We start from the raw sequence: 21,005 nt of genomic DNA, 5'->3' as shown, positions 1-21,005 counted from the left end.
TTATCGCCAGCGCAGATTATCGTCAATACGGCCACCGGTATACAGGGCATCCATGGTCTGCAGCCGATAATACTGTGGCGATTTATACATCGCCTCAGTCAGTGACAGGCGATCAAACAATGCAAACAATTCCTCAATGCCGGCCCGAAGCGTCCAGCGTGGCGTGAAGTCCGGGAACACCGTTTTCAGGTGATCAAAACTGACCCGGTAGTCGCGGCTGTCAACACCGTCCTGAAGCTTCCGGTCTTTGAATAATTCACGGTCCTTATCGCTGCTGACATCAGCCAGGGAACGTAATTCACAGTTGCCGGCCATCTCACAGATCATGCGTGCGATATCAATGATGCGATAGTTCTCACTGTCGCTGCCAATATTCACGATGACAGGCTGGTCTCCCTGAAGTGGTGCTTCCAGGGCACATCGGAACGACTGACAGACATCTTCAATGTGAACGAACGGGCGGTTTGCCATGCCATCAGAGTTCAGGATGATGGCGCGATTGGCAAATGCCATGGCGGTCAGCATGTTCACCACAATGTCGAATCGCATACGGGGGGACGGACCAAATAACGTTGAAAAGCGCAGAAACACCGGCTGGAAGCAGCCGTCTGCCATGGCGCCAACTTCATTTTCGATATCCAGTTTGTTATGCGAATAAAAGGTTTGTGGGTTCGGTACCGACGACTCGGTTACCACTGGCTCAGTGGCGCTGCCGTAAATAGAGCAACTCGACGCAAACACATAGCGAACCCCAAGTTCCTTACACCAGCGCGCCAGTTCAACAGAATAACGGGTTGATGAGTCGTACACCTGCTCCGGCATCAGATCACCAAACGGATCATTGGAAATACCGGCAAGATGGATAAGCGCGTCAACGTTGTTGAGTGCCTCACGATCAAGATCACGCACATCCAAGTAGGTGAAGTCGCCGCGCGACGCTTCCGGGTATAGCAGGCAGTCGCGGAAGAAGCCGGTGTCGACTGCCGTCACAGCATAGCCGTGTTCAACCAGATACGGTACCAGCCGCGACCCGATGTAGCCCAGCGAGCCGGTAACCAGAATGCGTTTCGCCTGCGCCATTAGCGAATTCTCCGAATGAACGCAGAAGGCCAGTGGGTAATACGGTAGTTGATATTGCCTTCATTGAACAAAAAGTCCGGCTCGCAAAGTTCGAAGTCAGGATGCGCAGCCACGAAGTCTTCGGCAGCCCGTTTAGGATTGTTTTTATCCCAGTCACCGCAGGCCGGATAATCAACTTTCGCGCGCGGTGTCACGTTGAGGTATTCCTGGGAACCGTCAGTGGCCACAATATAACCGTCGACAGGAACAAACTGGCTGTATAGCTCCAGTTCACGATATACATGATCATAATCATGACACGAATCGAGGATCACGATGCAGCGGTCATCCGGATTCAGCGAGGCTTTAATGTCATTCACCAGCGCTTCATCAATGGAGCTGCCCTCATACATGGTGATCAGGTCCGCCAGTGGATGCGCTTCGATAGCCGTGCGGTTGTGCGGACGAATTTCAATATCGACGCCAATCACGCGGCCTTTATTCATGGCCTTACAAATAGACGCCGAAAGCACCAGTGAGCCGCCGTGCGCAATGCCGGTTTCTATGATCACATCCGGGCTTTGCTGATAAATCACTTCCTGGATCCTGACCAGATCTTCAGGGTGCTGAATAATCGGACGGCCAAGCCAGGTAAAGGAATACAGGTGCTTCTGGTCCCATGATACCTTCAGCCACCAGTCTGAAAGCAGAGCCAGCCCCTGCGGAGAATACATGTCGAGCGTTTCACCTTGTTCATTAACAATGGTGCCAGCCTGGTCATCGAGGGTGTATTTCACTGTTCTGACTCCGTTACGGATTGTTGACGTAAATAATCTTGCTGCCCTGAGGCTCAAAGCGGAATTTGGTTTCTTTCAAATGGCCAAGCGCCTGACGCACTGCCTCCTGATACTCAGGTTCACAGTAAAACAGGAAGAAGCCTCCGCCACCGGCACCGAGCAGCTTGCCGCCGGCTGCGCCTGCCTTCATTGCGGCGTCGTAGATGTCATCAAGCACCTGGTTGGACACACCCTGAGCAAACTGCTTCTTGAGCAGCCAGCTTTCATGCAGCAGCGGGCCGATCGACGCAATGTCGTTCTGACGCAGGGCATCGATACCCTGACGGGCGAGTTCGACGACCTGACTTATCTGCGCGTAGTTATCTTTGATGTTAGATTGCTGATCACCCAGAATTGAGCTGGAAAGCCGCTCGATGCCGGTATAAAACATCAGAAACTTACTTTCCAGAATGTTTTTGGTTTCCTGTGAGAAGATCACCGGATCAACAAACACCGACTCGTCCGCATTAAACTGAATGGAGTTCAGACCACCGTAGGCACTGGCGTACTGATCCTGTTTGCCCATGGGGTTGCCAAGAATATCAATTTCAATCTGTGACGCCTGCTGCGCCAGTGTTTCTGCGTCAATATGCTGACCCGTGTAGGCATACAACGCATTAAGCACGCCAACCGCCAGCGCACTGGATGAACCGAGCCCTGTTCCTGCGCTGCCAAGCGGGACGTCGCCCATGTAGACAATTTCAATGCCTTTCTCGATACCGACCAGCTTTAGCGCTTCCCGGATGATGTTGTGTTCGATTTTATCGACACTGTCGGTAATTTCAGTTTTGGAGTAGCTGACCCGAATGAGGTCGTCGAACTTTTTATTAACGGTGATGTAGATGAACTGATCGACTGCCGTACTTAAGACCAGACCAGGTGATTTCTTGTAATACACCTGCAGGTCTGACCCTCCTCCAAAAAAACTGACTCGTAAAGGAGTACGGGAAATTATCATAAAGTTTTGCTCGGTTTGTGCGATAGTATGTTTACGAAGGTATCGGCGTATTCTGGCAGTTCTTTAGTATTTAATCAAACTCACAGCCAGGCATATATCTAACTGAAAGGAAAGTAAAAAATGACGTTTAAATCGGTGATGGTGACCGGTGATAAAGGCTATATCGGTTCGGTACTGACCTCCCGGCTGGCCGAACGTGATTATAAAATCACCGGCTTTGACACCGGCTACTATGCCGCGCAGGCAATTGCGCCGACATTTGATGATTATCCCTCAATCAACAAAGACATCCGGGATGTCAGTGCATCTGATCTTGAAGGTATCGAAGCGATCATCCACCTTGCAGGATTGTCCAATGACCCGCTCGGCGAACTGGCACCGCAGCTGACCGAGCAAATAAATTATGCCGCCACCGTGCGCCTGGCAACGCTGGCAAAAGCCGCAGGCGTGAAGCGCTTCGTTTATGCATCGTCGCAAAGCATGTACGGCATCGCCGACGACACCAAAGGCGAACTCGATGAAGAGGCGCCGAAAAATCCTATTACCGCGTATGCGCGCACTAAGTGGGATGCCGAACTGGCGCTGCTGGAGATGGCAGACGACAGCTTTGAGGTTGTCTGCTTCCGGCCTTCAACGGTATTCGGGTTCAGTCCGCGCCTGCGCACTGACATCGTTTTTAATAACCTGTTGTGCTGTGCGTACACCCGCGGGCGTATCGAGATAAAAAGTGACGGCTCACCGTGGCGACCGGTGATCCACGTCCAGGATGTATGCAGTGCGTTTATCGCCGGGCTTGAAGCACCGGCTGCGCTGATTCAGAAGCAGTCTTTTAATGTCGGTATTCGCAATGTGAATTACCGGGTCAGAGACATTGCTGAGGCGGTGCATGAACTGCTGCCCGACAGTGAACTGGTGTTCACCGGCGAACACGGCAATGACAGCCGCACCTACCGGGTCTGTTTTAATAAAATCAATGATGAACTGGGCGACTACTATCAGCCACGCTGGAGTCTGACAGATGGTGGTAAGGACATGCTCGCGAATTTCAGAAAATACGGTTTCAGTGAGGCGGATTTTACCGGTGTGAAAACCAACCGCCTGAATTGTCTGAAGTCCCTGCTGGCAGACAGTCAGCTTGATGAATCACTGACGTGGAGATAAGCGTGAGTATTGCAACGCGCATAACACACTGCCGGGTCTGCGATACCGCATTGCCGGCACCGTTTTTAGATCTTGGCCGCCAGCCTCTGGCAAATAACCTGTTGTCGTCGTTAACCGACGATGAACCCAGGGTACCCCTCGAACTCAGTCACTGTCCGGCCTGTGAACTGGTTCAGCTGACCGAAACGGTTCAGCCTGATGTCCTGTTCCGTGACTACGTCTGGGTGTCAGGAACGGCGCAGACGACGCGCGATTATGCCAACACATTTTGTCAGTCAGTCCTTGCCCGGGTGGCCGGTGCCACAGTGCTGAATGTCAGCGAAGTTGCCAGCAATGACGGGACCTTTCTTAAACCGTTTGCCAGCCTCGGACATCGGGTACAGGGAATTGATCCGGCGCGCAACATTGCCGCGATGGCGGAAGAAGCCGGGATCCCGACCTATGCAGAATTTTTCGGCATGGCTGCGGCCAGCCATGTGTTATCGCAAAACGGCCCCTCGGATGTGGTGATTGCCCGTAACGTCATTCCGCACGTTGCCGATGTGAACGATGTCATTGCCGGCATGGCGCATTTACTGAAAGCGGATGGCACCGGTGTGATTGAGTTCCACGATGCCAGCATCATTCAGAAAGAACTGCATTATGATTCGGTCTATCACGAACACCTCTTCTATTTCACGCTGACGACGCTGGAAAATCTGCTTGCCCGTCACGGCCTGCGTATTTTTGATATCACGCAAAGCCCAATCAGTGGCGGCTCTGTGGTGGTGTATTTCAGCCATACAGAGCGCGCAAAGAGTGACGCATTATTGTCGCATCTGGCGGCAGAAAAACAGGCGCAAACTAACAGTGCAGCAAGCTGGCAGACTTTCGCCCTGGCCTGTGAACAGCATAAAGCCGCGCTGTATGATGCGGTCAGTCGTTATGTTGAAGACGGCGCGGTGATTGTCGGGTACGGCGCATCAGCACGCAGCTCCACCATGCTGAATTACTGTGGGCTCGATCATCACCTGATTGCACGTATTGCCGACCAGAACCCAATGAAACATAACCGGCTAACGCCCGGAACGCATATTCCAATCGGCGCGCCAGCTGAGGTGATGGATACAGTCCGTCCCGATGTTGTGCTGTTGCTGGCGTGGAATTTTGCCGACGAAATCATTGCTATCTTACGTGACGAACTGGACTTTAACGGCGACATTATTCAGCCATTACCCTATGAAGTGAGTGTGAAATGCAAGTAGTACCGCAATCGCTCGATGGTATGTATCTGATATGGGGAGAGCCTTTCAGTGATGAGCGTGGCGTTTTCCGCCGTCATTTTTGTGAGCACGCCTTGCGCGAACAGGGTATCGATTTTCAGGTAGCACAGGGTAACCTGTCTGAGAATCCGACACGCGGCACGCTGCGCGGCTTTCACTACCAGCTGGCCCCGTATGCCGAACAAAAAATCCTGACTGTGCTATCCGGTGAACTGTGGAATGTGACCGTGGATTTACGGCCTGACTCACCGACATTTTTACAGTATCAGGTGTGCAAGCTAAAAGCAGAGGACCGGAAATCGCTGTTGATCCCGGCGGGTACGGCAAATGCGTTTCTGACGCGGCGGGATAACACGCTGGTGCACTATTATATGTCGGAAGCGTTCCAGCCTGACTCCTACCGCGGATTTCATTATAACGATCCGGAATTGGCAGTGCCGTGGCCCGAACCTGTCACCCTGATTTCAGAACGCGACGATGCGCTGCCAACCCTGCGAGAGGCGGGGATTATTTCGTGAAGGTGCTGATAACCGGCGCGAGTGGATTTATCGGTCGTGCGTTGCTGCCTTTGCTGGCGCATCACGACTGTATTACCCCTTCCCGGGCCGATGACGCTTCGCCGCTCGACCTGAATGACCGTGACCAGGTGCTTGCCCTGTTTGAGCAGGAACAGCCTGATGCAGTGGTAAACCTGGCATGGGAAGGGATCCCGGATTTCAGCGAAGCGATGTGTGCGCGCAATTATCAGCAGCACATGAATCTGTTTGAAGCGATTCGCCATACCGACTGTCGTCGTATTGTTATCACCGGGACCTGCATGGAATACCGTGGACTGAGTGGGGCAGTGAATGAAGCGCAGGTTGGTACCAGTCTTGATCGCTTCGGAGAAACCAAGCTGCGAATTTACGCGCAGGCGCAGCAACAGCTGGCCGACCGTCTTCTGTTCTGGGCGCGCCCGTTTTATGTCTATGGACCGGGTCAGCGTGCGGGCTCGCTCATTCCCAGTTTGCTGACTACCATTGCCGCAGGCGAACGCCCGGAAATTAACAATCCTCAGGCGGCGCAGGACTTTGTGCACGTCAGTGATGTAGCCCGGGGACTGGCGAACATGCTGGAGACCACGGCACAAAGCGGCTGTTATAACCTCGGGCAGGGGCGTTTAATCCGCGTGCAACAAATTGCAGACTGGTTATATGCGCTCTGGCATGATCTGCCACTGACAGACCCTAAAGCCGCACAAACCGGGATGTTTGCCGACCTGACCCGACTCAGAACGACGTTTAACTGGGCGCCTGATACAAAGATGCGTGAGGCGTTACGCGCATGGGTAGAGTATGTCAAAAACCATTAAACAAGCCGTCATTCTTGCCGGAGGACGAGGCACACGTCTGATGCCGCTGACCCGCCATTGCCCGAAACCTATGGTGAAAGTGAACGACATCCCTTTTTTGCAGGTGTTACTCGACGAGTTACCGGGCTATGGGATTGAGCGGGTAGTGCTGCTCACAGGCTACCTGGCCGGACAGATAGAGAATTACTTTGGCAGCCAGTACGGCTCACTGCAGATTGATTATTCCCGTTTGCCGGAAAGCGCAGACACGGGGGAGCGGGTATGGGCCGCACGCGCACTGTTTGATGAGCAGTTTATGCTGATGTATTCCGACAACTATTCGCGCTTCAGCTTTACCAGGCACCTGGAGAACGCCTCGCCAGACGCCGCATTACATTTGCTGGTTCACCCGAAAAGTCCGGGAAATCTGGTGCTGTCAAAGGGCAGAGTGATGCGGTATGACGGCAGCCGCAAGGACCCCGAGGCCCGCTATGTTGAGCTTGGTTTCATGCTGGTCGACTGGCAACAACTGACGCCACACATCAGCGCCAGTACCAAAAACTTTAACGAAGTGATTGTTGACACTATCCGTCACGGTAAAGCCAGTGCGACGATTACGCAGCCAGCATATTTCAGTATTTCTGATCCTGACCGGCTGAAGCTGCTGGCACGCTATCTGACACCGCGAAAAGTGATTCTGATTGACCGCGATGGCACCATCAATCAGAAAGCGCCGCGCGGCGAATATGTCTACCGGTGGGAAGACTTTACCTTTATCGACGATACCGTAACCGCGATGAAGCGCCTGGCAGCACAGGGATTCGAGTTTATTGTGATCACCAATCAGGCCGGAATTGGCAGAGGTTTATATCAGCGTGAGGACGTTGACCGGCTGCATGACAGAATGATAACAGAGCTCGCCGGACAGGGTGTGACAGTGTCAGCGGTGTACCTGTGTCCTCACCACTGGGACGCGCAGTGTGATTGCCGAAAACCCGCGCCGGGCATGTTCCTGCGCTGTGAGCGTGAGCATCAGCTTGATTTGCGTCATGTGATTTATATTGGTGATGATCCCAGGGACATGCAGGCGGCGGAAAATGCGGGTACCCATGGGCTCTTCCTGCACAATGGTGACGATGATATGCCTTCTGTGGATGCGTCGCTTGGAACGGTATCACGGCTGACCGATGCGGTGGATGATATTATCGCGTTTTATCAGGCTCAGCGGCCTGGCGCCACATAAGTACAGCATCGTCATACGTGTCGGCAGAAAAGGCGAGGGCTTTATCTATCCAGGGGCGAAGGTTTGCCGGCGGATCGGAAAGATCGGCAACGGCAAAACCCAGCGAGGCGTAAAACGCCTGGGTGCGTTGCAGATCTTGCTTCACGTGGATGGTTAACAGTGGCCGGCTGGCTTGTTGTTGCCAGAATGTCATCAGCGTTTCACCTAGGCCCAGACTGCGCTGCGCAGCATCGACGTACAAAAAGTTCAGGTGTTCGCTGGAATCATGCACACTGGTGACCATGACTGCCTGGACGTCGGTGTCAGAGCCCAGCATGAAAAATCGGAAATGGGGCAGGGTAAAATAGCGCCACGGGGCAGCATCAAGCCGCGTGTTTTCCTTGAAGCCTTCATCGAAACGGGACAAAAAGCGCCGGAACGCATCGCCGGACAAGAATTCGTAAGAGATAGGCCGGATGGTCTGTGACATGTGCATCAATCACATTTTTAACTTTACACTGATACTATCAGTTAACCGGTAAAAGCCAAACAGTGAACGCGAAGACCAACACAACCATGACCTGGCAAAACAAACGGGTGTATGTTGCGCCGGATAATCCTGCCGGTCGTGCTCTGTCACAGACCTTAACTGAAAAAGGCGCACAGGTGCTTGGTCGGGTTGATAATCTGAAACACGGTCCTGGCGTGATTAACCGCCCCGAAACGGCTGAAGAGTACGATGCGGTTGTTGTGGCGCCGGGCGAATACCAGCTGGCGATTGCCGAGGGCCTCATTGCCAGAGGATTTAATAAAAACACCGTGTTACTGGCCACCCGCAGCGATGCTGTCAGCGTAAGTGCTGTGCCCCCGCTATCGCTGTGGAAACGTCTCAGCCGAACGTGGCGAAAATGGGTGAGCAAGGTTTTGGATTGTCTGCCCGCCAGCGGCATTGTTTATTATGCTGAGGGGGCTGCAGATACCAATATTTTGGTAGCCTTTGATTTTCATGTACGTCACAACCACCGTGTCAGCCTGGTGGTAAAAAATGCAGTGGATAAACAGCATCCGGCTCAGCACAGCCACCCACTGATATGCCGCTGGCTGTTGCAACGGGCTAAGGTACTGGTGGTCGACCACGAGTTTTCCGATCCGGTGTTTAACCATCTTCGCACTAAAAAAGCGGTCATTCAGCTCTGGCATGGCCTGCCGTTTAAATATCTGGCGGGTAACCGGCATTTTGCGCACGTGATGGATCACACGTTTGTGTCCAGTTCGGCCTGGTTCAACGACAACGTCTTCCCGTCGATGTTTAAGGCGCAGCACTACAAAGCGCTGGGGTATCCCAGAAACGATGCTTTGCTGCAGACACGATCCGAACGCTGCTGGCTGAACTGTGTGGATGAAGGGGTGATGGATAGCTTTGTCCGTGGACGCAAACTGCTTGTTTATATGCCAACCTATCGTGATGACGGCAACAATGATTATCCCATTGACTGGCGGGCACTGGACAACACACTGGCGGCGATTAACGCAGTTTGTCTGGTGAAAACCCATCCCTTTTTGTGCGGTGATAATGTGCTTAAGGCGATGCCGGGCTGTGAACGTATTGCCGTGTATCCCGGCCGCATGAACATCTATCCGTGGCTGGCCGAGGCTGACCTGCTGATTACCGATTATTCGTCGGTTGCGCTGGATTTTTTGCTGTGTGACAAACCCATTATTCACTACTGCTATGACTATGAACATTACGCAGCGGTACGCGGGCAGTATGTGATAGAACAGACAGCGTTTATGGCCGGGCCCATGGTGCGTGATGCGAACAGTCTGATTGAGGTTATCACCTCTGAGCTGACGGGGGATAGTGGTGCACAACAGCGCAAAGCGCTGCGTCAGCGGTATCAGATGGTGGCCGAGCCTGCCTGTCCGGCGCTGGTCAGGTACCTCGACTCGCTGTGTTAGGTATTAAAAACAATACCGGGGTATGAATGGCTGGTGTGATACGTGATACCTGCAGTTGAGATACATCATGCCTCTGCTATACTTCACGCAGAGAGGTGAAATTATGAACAACATCAATTCAGGCATTGCCGGAACGGGTTCGCTACTGCAGCAAATCCAGGAAAAGCAGACCAGCCTGGCTGAAAAACTGGCCAGTGGCAAGCGCATCAACAGCGCTGCTGATGGTGCAGCAGCCCAGCAGATTATCGACCGCTTAACATCGCAGGTTGAAGGTAACCGTCAGGCTATCAGTAATGCCTACGACGGGATTTCGCTGGCGCAGGTAGCCGAAGGCGGATTGTCGGGTATTAATGACGATGTTAGTCGTATCCGTGAACTGACTATTCAGGCAGGCAACGGGATCCTGAGCGATGCCGATCGCCAGGCGATTCAGTCTGAAATTACCCAACTGCAGGATAATATCTCGCAGACCATTGAACGTACTGAGTTTGCAGGTAAGCCGCTGTTGTCTCAGGATGGTTTACTCAGTTTCCAGGTTGGCGCGAATGCAAACCAGTCGTTAGATGTCACCACCACTGACATTGGCAGCCAGCTTAGCGATATCCTGTCGATTGACCTGACCAGCGGCACCAGTGTCGATGATGCGCTGGCAGCAGCCGATGCAGCCATCGAAACAGTGGGTGGAGCACGCTCAGACTTAGGTGCTGTGCAGAGTCAGTTTGAAAGCACGGCGCGAAACCTGTCACAGGCGGACGTGAATACAGCCGCAGCAAGAAGCCGTATTCAGGATACCGACTATGCGCAGGCCGTATCGCAGCAGGCCAGTAACGACATTCTGAATCAGGCAACCATTTCTGTACAGGCTCAGGCTAATCAGCAGCAAGGACAGGTTCTGTCACTGCTCAGCTAATGCACGCCAATCAGATAACGCAAGATAGGCGCCCTTGGGCGCCTATTTTTTTGTCCGTGTAAAGACACGACGGTAAATGCTACCCTGTACCCCGAGAAATCGCAGTAGAGACAAATGGTGAGTAACAAAAAAGTCCTTCTTCTGGACCGTGACGGAACGCTCAACGTGAAAGCGCCGGGTCACGGTTACATTTATCTGCCTTCCCAGTTTGAATTTTTACCCGGTGTGATTGATGCACTTGCGCTGCTGACCCAGGCTGGCTTCCGCTTCATGGTGATTACTAATCAGGCCGGTGTATCCAAAGGGTTGTACACCGAAGCGCAGGTGAATACGCTGCACCGCTACATGTGTGAGCAACTGGCCGGGCACGGCATCGCTATCGACGATATTATTTTCTGTCCACATTTCACCGAATCGTGCCAGTGCCGAAAGCCGAAACCCGGGATGTTTACTACGCTTGCCGACCGACACGGTCTGACCTTATCCGACCTCATTTATGTCGGAGACGATCCCCGTGATATGGTTGCCGCCCGCAATGCCGGTGTCCAGGGACTGAAACTGGGCGATGATGAGAACGGCGATGACGCGTCAAAACCCACCGTTGGTTATGCTGACTCGCTGCTTGATGCAGTGCCGATGATTATCGACTGGTATCAGAAACACGGCTGAATCCTTGCCGTGAACCCTGTCTGGCGTGCTAGACTGAAAAGACGCCGTATTATTAGAACTTGTAGTTGCGCTCAAACGGTTTGTCGTTACAATTTGCAGATGCGCTAAACTATATAAAAACAACGCGTTATCGGGGAATTGATGAAGGAAATTCTGCTTGTTAGTGATAACAGCAATCTGACTGGCAGCCTTGAAACCATTTTGCGGTTTTTAGGTGAGACCTGTCGGGTATCTGATTTTAATGATGCTCATCGTCAGTTATCCGATAACGATGCTGAAGCTGTGCTGCTTGATTACAGTCAGGCAGATAAGGCCGCTTCACTGACCCGCTCGTTTCCCCATGTCCCTTTTATTGCGATTTGTGATGAAGATGCACAGGTATCCACCGGCCAGAACCTGGTCAGTGCAATCACCCTGCCGGTAACCTATCCGGTACTCACCCAGGCTATTCACCGCTGTCAGGAGTATGGCAAGCATCGTCCGGGCCGTCGCCAGTCAGGGTCGACGAAAACCCGTCTGTTTCGAAGCCTGGTCGGGAAAAGTGAGCAAATTCAGGTTGTGCGAAGGCTGGTAGAGCAGGTCGCACCGACCGATGCGACGGTACTGATCCTGGGTGAATCAGGCACTGGCAAGGAAGTGATTGCGCGTAACGTGCATTTTATGTCAGAGCGTCGTGACGGGCCTTTTATTCCGGTAAACTGCGGCGCGATCCCCGGAGAACTGCTCGAAAGTGAACTGTTCGGTCATGAAAAAGGGGCATTTACCGGTGCAATCAGTGCGCGCAAAGGCCGTTTCGAACTGGCCGAGGGAGGCACGTTATTCCTCGATGAAATTGGCGATATGCCGATGCAGATGCAGGTAAAGCTGCTGCGCGTTATTCAGGAAAGAACCTACGAGCGGGTTGGTGGCAATCGCCCCCTGCAATGCAATGTCAGGCTGATAGCGGCTACCCACCGTGATCTTGAGGCGATGATCCGCGAAGACAAATTCCGTGAAGATCTTTACTACCGTCTGAATGTTTTTCCAATCGACAGCCCGGCACTGCGTCAGCGTCGTGATGATATTCCTCTGTTGTTACAGGAACTGAACAGCCGGATCCAGGGCGATGGTGTCGAAGGTGTGCGTTTTACTGAGCGGGCGATTGCGTCGCTGATGGAGCATGAGTGGGCCGGTAACGTGCGCGAATTGTCCAATCTGGTTGAACGATTGTCGATTCTTTATCCTGGCGACATTGTGGATATTCAGGATTTGCCAGCTAAATACCAGTACGGTGACGTTGAGCCTTATGAACCAGACTATCCTGAGGAGTTGCTGGAACGTGAAGCGTTTAATCAGCTCTTTGCCGAGTCTGCGGCGGCCGAGGAACGGGCTGAACAGGAAACGGCAGATGAGGTCGTATCATCGTCGCTGCCTGAGGACGGCGTCAACCTGAAAGAGTACCTCTCAGAACTGGAAATTACGCTTATCCGTCAGGCGCTTGAACAGCAGGACTGGGTTGTGGCCAGGGCTGCTGACAAGCTGGGTATGCGACGCACAACCCTGGTTGAAAAAATGCGTAAATACGATATCCAGCGCGGTGACGAAACCTGAGATGTCAGAGTTTTGACAGCCTGATTTGACGCTCATTTCCATTCTAACCACTTGCTAAATAAAGCTTTTATAAGCTGGCACGTCTTGTGCTTTATGTATGTCAGAGATGATTCCGTCTGCTTTTTGACGAGGACCGCATGGCATACGACAGCAGTATATTCGCAGAAAATGCTTATCACCAGGAACCTGGCGAGGTTGCTGACTTAGCTTATTTACGCGAGTCCACCCACAGTGATGACGAACTAACCGCATTGCGTCGGCAGGCCAGCCGAATGGAGCACTTGCTCAATGTGATGCCAGCCGGCGTCATCGTGCTCGACGGGAAAGGGATTGTGCGTCAGGCTAACGACCAGGCACGGGATCTGCTGGGCGAACCACTGGAAGGTCAGATCTGGCGTACTATTATTTCACGCTCGTTCCGCCCGCAGCCAGACGATGGTCACGAGGTCTCGCTGACCGATGGTCGGCGCGTCAAGCTGTCGATTACACCGCTCGAGAAAGAGCCGGGGCAGCTGATTGTGCTGACAGACCTGACCGAAACACGCCGTTTACAGGCGCGGGTCAGCCATATGCAGCGTTTGTCCTCGCTGGGAAAAATGGTCGCGTCGCTGGCGCATCAAATTCGCACGCCACTCTCTGCAGCCATGCTTTACGCGGCCAACCTAAAGCGCAAATCATTGCCTGCTGAGGCAGGCCAGCAGTTTGCCGGCAAGCTGTATGATCGTCTGCAGGAGCTGGAAAATCAGGTGAATGACATGCTGCTGTTTGCCAAGTCGGGTGAAGAGCAGGTGGTTTCTACGTTGTCACTGGCCGATATTCAGGCGGCGGTTGAGGGCAGCGCGGCATCGATTGTTCAGCAGACAGAACAAACCCTCACGTTTACCAATTTTACTGACTCGGCGTTTGTTACCGGCAATATTGCTGCCTTACAGGGCGCGCTGCTTAATCTTATTCACAATGCCAGCCAGGTTAGTGCCAGCGGCGCAACCATATCGCTCAAGGCGACCCGCGTTGCCAATCATGTTGCGCTGTCGGTCTGTGACGAAGGGCCGGGCGTGTCTGCTGAACTGGCTGAACGTATTTTTGAACCATTTTTTACGACAAAAACAAATGGCACTGGTCTGGGACTGGCTGTCGTTAAGTCCGTTGCCACAGCACACAAAGGCCAGCTGTCGGTAGCGAATCTGGCCGGCAAAGGCGCGTGCTTCACACTGTCTCTGCCGCTCTGCCAGACAGCCCACGATGTTCGAACAGGAGAGGCTTCATGAGTAAAACCACCATTTTGATTGTTGAAGATGATGCCGGTTTGCGCGAAGCGCTGGAAGACACCCTGCTGCTCGCCAATTACCGGGTACTTGCCGTGGATTGTGCAGAGGCGGCGATGGCAACGCTGGCAAAAGAGCCGGTTGATCTGGTGGTCAGTGATATCCAGATGGGCGAAATGAGCGGACTGTCACTGCTGAAAAGTATTAAGGCCAAGTTTGCCAGCATGCCGGTGCTGCTGATGACCGCCTATGCCACGATTGATGACGCGGTACAGGCAATGCGGGACGGGGCGACAGATTATCTGTCTAAGCCGTTCGCACCACAGGTGTTGCTGAATCTGGTCGGGCGTTATGCACCAGCGCAGAAAATTGAGTCGCGTACCCCGGTTGTTGCCGATCCAAGCAGCCTGCAGTTGCTCAATCTTGCCCGCAAAGTTGCGAAGTCTGACGCTACGGTGATGGTGCTGGGCCCCAGCGGTTCGGGTAAAGAAGTGCTCTCACGTTATATACACGATCAGTCAGCCCGCAAGGATGAGTCATTTGTGGCTATAAACTGTGCGGCAATTCCTGAAAATATGCTTGAAGCAACCCTGTTCGGGTATGAAAAAGGGGCCTTTACCGGCGCGGTTCAGGCCTGTCCCGGCAAATTTGAACAGGCCCAGGGCGGCACGCTGCTGCTGGATGAAATTACCGAAATGGATCTGGCGCTGCAGGCCAAACTGTTGCGGGTGCTGCAGGAACGTGAAGTTGAGCGTCTTGGTGGCAGAAAAACCGTGCAGCTGGATGTGCGGGTCATTGCGACCAGCAACCGCGATTTACGTAAAGCCGTGGAAGCCGGTGAATTTCGTGAGGACCTTTATTACCGTCTGAACGTGTTCCCGATCACCTGGCGTCCGCTATCCGAGCGTCCGGGAGACATCGTGCCGCTGGCTGAACATCTGATCCAGCGTCATGCCGCTGCGCAGGGAATGGGGAATGTGCACCTGAGTGCCGTTGCCCGTAACAAGTTAAACCAGTACGCCTGGCCGGGTAACGTCAGGGAACTGGAAAATGTTATCCAGCGTGCGCTGATCCTGTGTGAGGACGGACAAATAGACGCCGATGACCTGATGATCGATATGCAGGGGTTTGAGACACCTGCGGTGAGCGCAGTCGAGCCGCCGGAAGAAAACAGCCGGCTCGGTTCGGAGCTGCGTCATCAGGAACACCAAATCATTCTGGATACACTGGCGCTGTGTAATGGCAAACGTAAAGACGTTGCCGAGAAGCTGGGCATCAGCCCGCGCACACTGCGCTACAAACTGGCAAGAATGCGTGAAGAGGGGATCGACGTACCTGCGTGATCACCTACCCTTTCGGGGCAGCATTGCTGCCCCTTTTTTTATGCCTTCCTCTCTGGTCAGTCGGCCGGCCGTCAAGAAGTCGTCATTTTATCGTAACTTAATGATATTTAATGGCTTTTAAAAGTTGGTGCAGTATTTGCCTTAAATCTGGTAAACGTCAAAAACGCCTCAGAATGGCAATGACCTTGAAGGTACAGTTATGGAAGTGAATGCAAACAGCCTATATCAGGAAATGCAGAACATGATTGGCCAGGCAAAAATGCCTGAACCGGTGACACCTGCCCCTGGTGGTGAACTCGGCGTGAATGCAGCAGGCGGGTCGTCGTCTGATTTTTCCGTGATGCTGAAAAACGCGATCGATGGCGTCAACAGTATGCAGCTTGAGTCAAAATCGCTGCAGCAACGCTTTGAAATGGGTGATGAATCGCTCAGCCTTGCTCAGGTCATGCTGACTAAGGAAAAGGCCGGTATTGCCTTTGAGGCGACCATGCAGGTGCGCAACAAGGTACTGGAAGCGTACAAACAAATTATGAATATGCCGGTGTGATCGGAGTAACCCATGGCTGAAGCAACAGGTACTAACCTCACTATTCCCGACCAGGGCGCATCAGATAACGAGCCGGAGAACAAAGCCGGCTTTATGGACACACTGGGTAGCGCTGACATGGTGCGTCAGATGGCGCTGGTGGTCGTGCTGGTTATCTGTATTGCGATTGCGGTGTTTATTCTGATCTGGTCACAGGAAGCGGAATACCGCCCGCTGGCCAAAATGGATACCCAGGAGCTGATCGAAACCCTCGATTACATGGACGCAAATGAAATTGACTATCAGCTTCAGGGAAATACGGTTTACGTCAGAACCGATGAATTTCAGAATATTCGTCTTGGCATGGCGCGTCAGGGGCTGACCCGTTCAGAAGATAACGGCACCGACATCATCATGCAGGATATGGGGTTTGGTGTTAGTCAGCGGGTCGAAATGGAGCGTTTGAAGCACGCGCGCGAACAGCAGATTGCCGCCACAATCGAGGACATCTCAAGCATTCAGAAGGCCCGCGTACTGCTGGCTATGCCAAAAGAAAATGTGTTTTCACGCCGTGAGAAGAAAGCCTCTGCAACGGTCGTACTGACGGCCAAGCGCGGCGCGGTGATTTCGGGTGAAGAAGTGGATGCGGTGGTCGATATTGTCGCGTCAGCCGTTCAGGGGATGGAGCCGTCAAAAGTCACGGTAACCGATTCTAACGGTCGTTTGCTGAACTCTGGCTCGCAGGACTCCATGAGTGCCCGGGCCCGCAAAGAATATGAAATAGAGCGCAAGCGCGAGGAAGAATACCTCGAAAAAATTGACGCTATTCTTATCCCGGTATTAGGGATTGGAAACTACACGGCACAGGCCGACGTGACCATGGACTTTACCGCCATGGAACAGACACAGCGAAGCTACAATCCTGATCTGCCTGCGGTTCGCAGTGAAATGGTGATTGAAGAGAACAGCGTAGGTGGTGGCGTTGGCGGGATCCCCGGCGCGTTGTCGAATCAGCCGCCGCTGGAGTCATCAATTCCGGAAAATGCACTGGCTGACAACAACCAGCAGGCCATGCCGGGTCGCAGCTCCAAAGAGTCTACGCGTAACTATGAACTCGATACCACCATCAGCCATACCAAGAAACAAACCGGTGTGATCCGTCGCCTGAGTGTGTCTGTTGCGGTCGATCACGTACGTAGCATGGATGAGGAAGGCAATGTCACCACTGAGCCGCGTTCTCAGGAAGCCTTGCTGAATATTCGCCGTCTGCTACAGGGCGGGATCGGTTTCGACGTCACCCGTGGTGATTCGCTTGAGGTTGTCAGTGTGCCATTCACCCGGGTCGAAGCCGGTGATTTTGAAGAGCCGCCACTGTGGGAGAACCCGGACTTCCTGCCTATACTTAAACTGGTAATAGGTGGTCTGGTGATTATGGTGCTGATCGTATTCGTCATCCGCCCCATGCTTCGTCGGCTTCTTAACCCGAATGATACCAAGGACAGTGAAGATTTTGATATCGATGAAAGACTGGATCTGGGTGACGAAACCATTAACATGCTCTCTCGTGAGTTCGATGAAGGACAGGTTGGTTTTGCACCTGACGGTTCGCTGATGCTGCCGGATTTACACAAAGATGAAGATGTGCTGAAAGCAGTGCGCGCACTGGTTGCTAACGAGCCTGAACTCTCTGCCCAGGTAGTGAAAGGCTGGCTGCTGCAGGACGAGTAAGGGGATAAGTCATGGCACAAGATTTAGCAGAAGTAGAAGATGTCGGTTATGACGTCAGCAAGCTGGAAGGGGTGGAAAAAGCAGCCATTCTGTTGCTGAGCCTGTCCGAAGAAGATGCAGCCCAAATCCTCAAGCATCTGGAGCCTAAGCAGGTACAGAAGCTGGGGACGGAAATGGCCAAAATTGATGATATGACGCAGGCCAAAATCACGGCAGTGCACAAACATTTCATCGAAGAAATTCAGAATTACAGCACCATCGGTTTCCAGAGCCAGGATTTCGTCAGACGGGCACTGACCGCCGCCTTAGGTGAAGATAAAGCCGCTAATCTGATTGACCAGATCATGATGGGAACCGGCGCTAAAGGCCTGGATTCACTCAAATGGATGGATTCCAAACAGGTGGCCAGTATCATCCGCAACGAACACCCTCAGATACAGACCATTGTGTTGTCGTATCTGGAGCCTGAACAGAGTGCCGAAATTCTCGCGCAGTTCCCTGAAAAAGTGCGCCTGGATCTGCTTATGCGTATCGCTAACCTGGAAGAAGTCCAGCCCGCCGCACTGCAGGAGCTTAATGAAATTATGGAGAAACAGTTTGCCGGTCAGGCAGGGACGCAGGCAGCCAAGATGGGCGGCCTGAAATCTGCGGCCGATATTATGAACTATCTGGATACGGCTATCGAAGGACAGCTAATGGATGCAATCCGCGAGCAGGACGAAGAGATGAGCCAGCAAATCCAGGACCTGATGTTCGTATTCGACAACCTGGTGGACGTGGACGATCGTGGTATCCAGACGATCCTGCGCGAGGTTCAGCAGGAATCGCTGCTTAAAGCCATTAAAGGTGCCGACGAGGAACTGAAGAACAAGATCATGAAAAACATGTCGAAGCGTGCGGCAGAAATGCTGCAGGATGATCTTGAGGCGCTCGGTCCAGTGCGTATCTCTGAAGTGGAAACGGCACAAAAAGAAATCCTTTCCGTGGCACGTCGTCTGTCTGATGCTGGTGAGATCATGCTTGGCGGCGGTGGCGGCGAAGAGTTTGTCTAACCACGTAGTTTGAGGTCCGTATAATGGCCAACAGACCATTCAGCGAGTTTGACCAGGGCGATGTGAAGACCTGGGATCTGCCCTACGTTGAAGACAAGGACGCAGCGGAAATTGCGCAAAGAACCAATGCGCTGAATAAGCGTTCAGACTGGAAATATGAGCCGCCTGAAGAGGAAGAAGAGGTTCTGCCGCCTACTGCCGAAGAGATCGAGGCCATTCGACAGGCAGCACAGGAAGAAGGGCATCAGGAAGGTTACCAAAAAGGGTTTGAGGAAGGCCGTCAGAAGGGTGAGGAAGAAGGCCGGGAAAGCGGACACCAGGAAGGCTACGAGGCTGGTCATCAGGAAGGCCTGGACGCCGGTAAGCAGGCTATTGATACACAGGCTGAGCAGTGGCAGCAACTGATTAACCACGTACATTCACCGTTAAATCAGTTAAACGACGAAACCCGCGAGCAAATGGTCAAACTGGCCGTCGCTTTGGCCCGCGCAGTAATCCGTACTGAGGTAACCACCTCAGAGGCAGTCATTCTGAAAGCGCTTAGCGAAGGGCTGAGCGTGCTGCCTGTGAATGAAAATACCTACCGGATCCACATGCACCCGGACGATATTGAACTGGTTACGGCCCACTACGGTGATGATGTCATCAAAGAGCGGGGCTGGCAGCTGGTGGCGTCTGACAACATGCAGCGCGGTGGCTGCGACATCACCACCACCCACAACGCGGTGGATGTATCCATAGAGCGTCGTTGTCGTGACGTGCTCGACAAATTTCTGACGCAACAGGGTTTAAGCGATGACTAGCCCCTGGCAGTCTTATTTTACTGAACTGAACGGCCAGGTAACGACGCCGCCGGTGGTAGCAGCAGGCAAGCTCGTCAGGGGAATTGGGCTGACCCTGGAAGCGGTGGGATGTCAGTTGCCGGTCGGTAGCCAGTGTCTGGTTCAGACTGTTGACGGCGAAATTGAAGCAGAAGTGGTTGGATTCGGCGATGACATCACGTATCTGATGCCAACTGAAGCAGTGCGGGGCATTGTGCCCGGCAGCCGGGTTCTGCCACTGAACCGTCAGAGCGGGCTGGCGGTTGGAATGGGGTTGCTCGGCCGTGTTGTTGACGGCAATGGCCAGCCACTTGACGGACTGGGTGCTATTGAAACCAGTGCACGGGTGGCGACAATTAAACCGCCTATCAACCCGCTTATCAGAAAACCTATCACCCGACCGCTGGATGTTGGCGTACGCGCCATCAATGCACTGAATACCGTGGGAATGGGGCAACGTATGGGTCTGTTCGCGGGCAGTGGTGTGGGCAAAAGCGTATTGCTTGGCATGATGACCCGCGGTAGTCAGGCTGATGTCGTCGTGGTCGGTCTGGTCGGTGAGCGAGGCCGCGAGGTGAAAGAATTTATTCACGACATTCTGACCGAGGAAGAGCGCGAGCGCGCTGTTGTGGTGGCCGCGCCGGCCGATACCTCGCCGCTGATGCGCCTGAAGGGGTGTGAAACCGCTGTCACCATTGCCGAATACTTCCGTGATCAGGGTATGAATGTACTGTTGCTGATTGACTCACTGACCCGTTACGCGATGGCGCAGCGTGAAATTGCTCTGGCCGTCGGCGAACCGCCGGCAACCAAAGGGTATCCGCCCTCGGTATTTGCGCGGTTACCTGCGTTGGTTGAACGTGCCGGTAATGGCTCGGACCGTCAGGGCTCAATTACGGCGTTTTATACCGTGCTGACAGAGGGAGATGATTTACAGGATCCCATCGCAGATGCGGCACGCGCTATCCTTGACGGCCATATTGTGCTGTCTCGCAGCCTGGCTGACAGCGGGCATTACCCCGCTATCGATATCGAGGCATCAATTAGCCGGGTTATGCCGGCCGTCGTCAGTGACGAGCACCTGATGCAGGCACGGCGGATCCGCCAGGTTTATTCTAATTATCAGCAGAACAAAGATTTGATTGCCATTGGCGCCTACACCAAGGGGGCTGATCCGCGTATCGATTTGGCAATTCGTGCCGAGCCGGCCATCAATGCATTTCTTCAGCAGGGCATGCGTGATGTGCTGCCATATGACGAAAGTCTGGAAAGTATGAGTGCGCTGGCGAAAGGTCTGGGTAACGGATAACGCGT

20 protein-coding genes are annotated in these 21,005 nt (G+C 53.3%); 16 read left to right on the top strand and 4 right to left on the bottom strand.

Translation table 11 applies throughout. The features are described 5' to 3' along the window. Genes AB1N33_RS05375 through AB1N33_RS05365 form a run of 3 tightly spaced genes read right to left on the bottom strand, consistent with a single transcriptional unit; the run spans position 1 to position 2,793 of the window. Positions 1-1,080, bottom strand: a complete 1,080-nt coding sequence (locus tag AB1N33_RS05375; protein WP_411270514.1) for an NAD-dependent epimerase/dehydratase family protein — start codon at positions 1,078-1,080, stop codon at positions 1-3. Next, positions 1,080-1,856, bottom strand: coding sequence for a cephalosporin hydroxylase family protein (locus tag AB1N33_RS05370; RefSeq protein ID WP_411270513.1), 777 nt, complete (start codon positions 1,854-1,856; stop codon positions 1,080-1,082). The genes AB1N33_RS05375 and AB1N33_RS05370 overlap by 1 nt, the downstream gene beginning before the upstream one ends. Before the next feature lie 13 nt (positions 1,857-1,869). Further along, positions 1,870-2,793, bottom strand: coding sequence for a GHMP family kinase ATP-binding protein (locus tag AB1N33_RS05365; RefSeq protein ID WP_411270512.1), 924 nt, complete (start codon positions 2,791-2,793; stop codon positions 1,870-1,872). 180 nt (positions 2,794-2,973) lie between these two features. On the opposite strand from AB1N33_RS05365, the gene AB1N33_RS05360 reads away from it, so the two are divergent. From AB1N33_RS05360 to AB1N33_RS05340, 5 genes are read left to right on the top strand one after another with little or no spacing between them, the layout of a single operon-like run. Beyond that, complete coding sequence (locus AB1N33_RS05360) at positions 2,974-4,014, top strand: NAD-dependent epimerase/dehydratase family protein (protein ID WP_411270511.1); 1,041 nt, start codon at positions 2,974-2,976, stop codon at positions 4,012-4,014. A 2-nt stretch (positions 4,015-4,016) separates the two neighbouring features. After that, complete coding sequence (locus AB1N33_RS05355) at positions 4,017-5,258, top strand: methyltransferase domain-containing protein (protein ID WP_411270510.1); 1,242 nt, start codon at positions 4,017-4,019, stop codon at positions 5,256-5,258. After that, positions 5,249-5,794 (top strand): dTDP-4-dehydrorhamnose 3,5-epimerase family protein, encoded by a 546-nt coding sequence (locus AB1N33_RS05350; protein ID WP_411270509.1) that lies wholly within the window; start codon positions 5,249-5,251, stop codon positions 5,792-5,794. Before AB1N33_RS05355 ends, AB1N33_RS05350 begins: the two co-directional genes overlap by 10 nt. Continuing rightward, on the top strand, positions 5,791-6,627 hold the full coding sequence (locus tag AB1N33_RS05345; protein ID WP_411270508.1) for an NAD-dependent epimerase/dehydratase family protein: 837 nt from the start codon (positions 5,791-5,793) through the stop codon (positions 6,625-6,627). The genes AB1N33_RS05350 and AB1N33_RS05345 overlap by 4 nt, the downstream gene beginning before the upstream one ends. Further along, the gene (locus tag AB1N33_RS05340; protein ID WP_411270507.1) at positions 6,611-7,849 is read left to right on the top strand and encodes an HAD-IIIA family hydrolase; all 1,239 of its coding nucleotides are present in this window, start codon (positions 6,611-6,613) and stop codon (positions 7,847-7,849) included. Before AB1N33_RS05345 ends, AB1N33_RS05340 begins: the two co-directional genes overlap by 17 nt. Here AB1N33_RS05340 and AB1N33_RS05335 read toward each other — a convergent pair. Continuing rightward, positions 7,809-8,318, bottom strand: a complete 510-nt coding sequence (locus AB1N33_RS05335; RefSeq protein ID WP_411270506.1) for a GNAT family N-acetyltransferase — start codon at positions 8,316-8,318, stop codon at positions 7,809-7,811. The genes AB1N33_RS05340 and AB1N33_RS05335 overlap by 41 nt on opposite strands. Before the next feature lie 86 nt (positions 8,319-8,404). Here AB1N33_RS05335 and AB1N33_RS05330 point away from each other — a divergent pair, with 86 nt between their 5' ends. The 11 genes from AB1N33_RS05330 (at position 8,405) to fliI (ending at position 21,000) form a co-directional block, all read left to right on the top strand. Further along, on the top strand, positions 8,405-9,787 hold the full coding sequence (locus AB1N33_RS05330) for a CDP-glycerol glycerophosphotransferase family protein (RefSeq protein ID WP_411270505.1): 1,383 nt from the start codon (positions 8,405-8,407) through the stop codon (positions 9,785-9,787). A 103-nt stretch (positions 9,788-9,890) separates the two neighbouring features. After that, complete coding sequence (locus tag AB1N33_RS05325; RefSeq protein ID WP_411270504.1) at positions 9,891-10,697, top strand: flagellin; 807 nt, start codon at positions 9,891-9,893, stop codon at positions 10,695-10,697. Between the two features lie 114 nt (positions 10,698-10,811). Then, positions 10,812-11,366, top strand: coding sequence for a D-glycero-alpha-D-manno-heptose-1,7-bisphosphate 7-phosphatase (locus AB1N33_RS05320; protein ID WP_411270503.1), 555 nt, complete (start codon positions 10,812-10,814; stop codon positions 11,364-11,366). 141 nt (positions 11,367-11,507) lie between these two features. Continuing rightward, positions 11,508-12,956: a sigma-54 dependent transcriptional regulator gene (locus AB1N33_RS05315; RefSeq protein ID WP_411270502.1), complete on the top strand. Its 1,449-nt coding sequence runs from the start codon at positions 11,508-11,510 to the stop codon at positions 12,954-12,956. Between the two features lie 137 nt (positions 12,957-13,093). Next, positions 13,094-14,224 (top strand): sensor histidine kinase, encoded by a 1,131-nt coding sequence (locus tag AB1N33_RS05310; protein ID WP_411270501.1) that lies wholly within the window; start codon positions 13,094-13,096, stop codon positions 14,222-14,224. Further along, positions 14,221-15,564 (top strand): sigma-54-dependent transcriptional regulator, encoded by a 1,344-nt coding sequence (locus AB1N33_RS05305; protein WP_411270500.1) that lies wholly within the window; start codon positions 14,221-14,223, stop codon positions 15,562-15,564. The genes AB1N33_RS05310 and AB1N33_RS05305 overlap by 4 nt, the downstream gene beginning before the upstream one ends. A gap of 259 nt (positions 15,565-15,823) precedes the next feature. Further along, positions 15,824-16,111, top strand: a complete 288-nt coding sequence (gene fliE / locus AB1N33_RS05300) for a flagellar hook-basal body complex protein FliE (RefSeq protein WP_411270630.1) — start codon at positions 15,824-15,826, stop codon at positions 16,109-16,111. Positions 16,112-16,123: 12 nt separating this feature from the next. After that, positions 16,124-17,818 carry a flagellar basal-body MS-ring/collar protein FliF gene (gene fliF / locus AB1N33_RS05295; protein WP_411270499.1) on the top strand — a complete coding sequence of 565 codons (1,695 nt, stop codon included), beginning with the start codon at positions 16,124-16,126 and terminating at the stop codon, positions 17,816-17,818. Between the two features lie 11 nt (positions 17,819-17,829). Then, the gene (gene fliG, locus AB1N33_RS05290) at positions 17,830-18,870 is read left to right on the top strand and encodes a flagellar motor switch protein FliG (RefSeq protein WP_411270498.1); all 1,041 of its coding nucleotides are present in this window, start codon (positions 17,830-17,832) and stop codon (positions 18,868-18,870) included. A gap of 20 nt (positions 18,871-18,890) precedes the next feature. After that, positions 18,891-19,673, top strand: a complete 783-nt coding sequence (fliH, locus tag AB1N33_RS05285) for a flagellar assembly protein FliH (RefSeq protein ID WP_411270629.1) — start codon at positions 18,891-18,893, stop codon at positions 19,671-19,673. Next, the gene (gene fliI, locus AB1N33_RS05280; RefSeq protein ID WP_411270497.1) at positions 19,666-21,000 is read left to right on the top strand and encodes a flagellar protein export ATPase FliI; all 1,335 of its coding nucleotides are present in this window, start codon (positions 19,666-19,668) and stop codon (positions 20,998-21,000) included. Before fliH ends, fliI begins: the two co-directional genes overlap by 8 nt. The last annotated feature ends 5 nt before the right edge of the window (positions 21,001-21,005 follow it).

Source organism: Alteromonas nitratireducens (genome assembly GCF_040812025.1).
Lineage (GTDB): Bacteria > Pseudomonadota > Gammaproteobacteria > Enterobacterales > Alteromonadaceae > Alteromonas > Alteromonas nitratireducens.
This window is presented reverse-complemented; position numbering and strand designations above follow the sequence as displayed.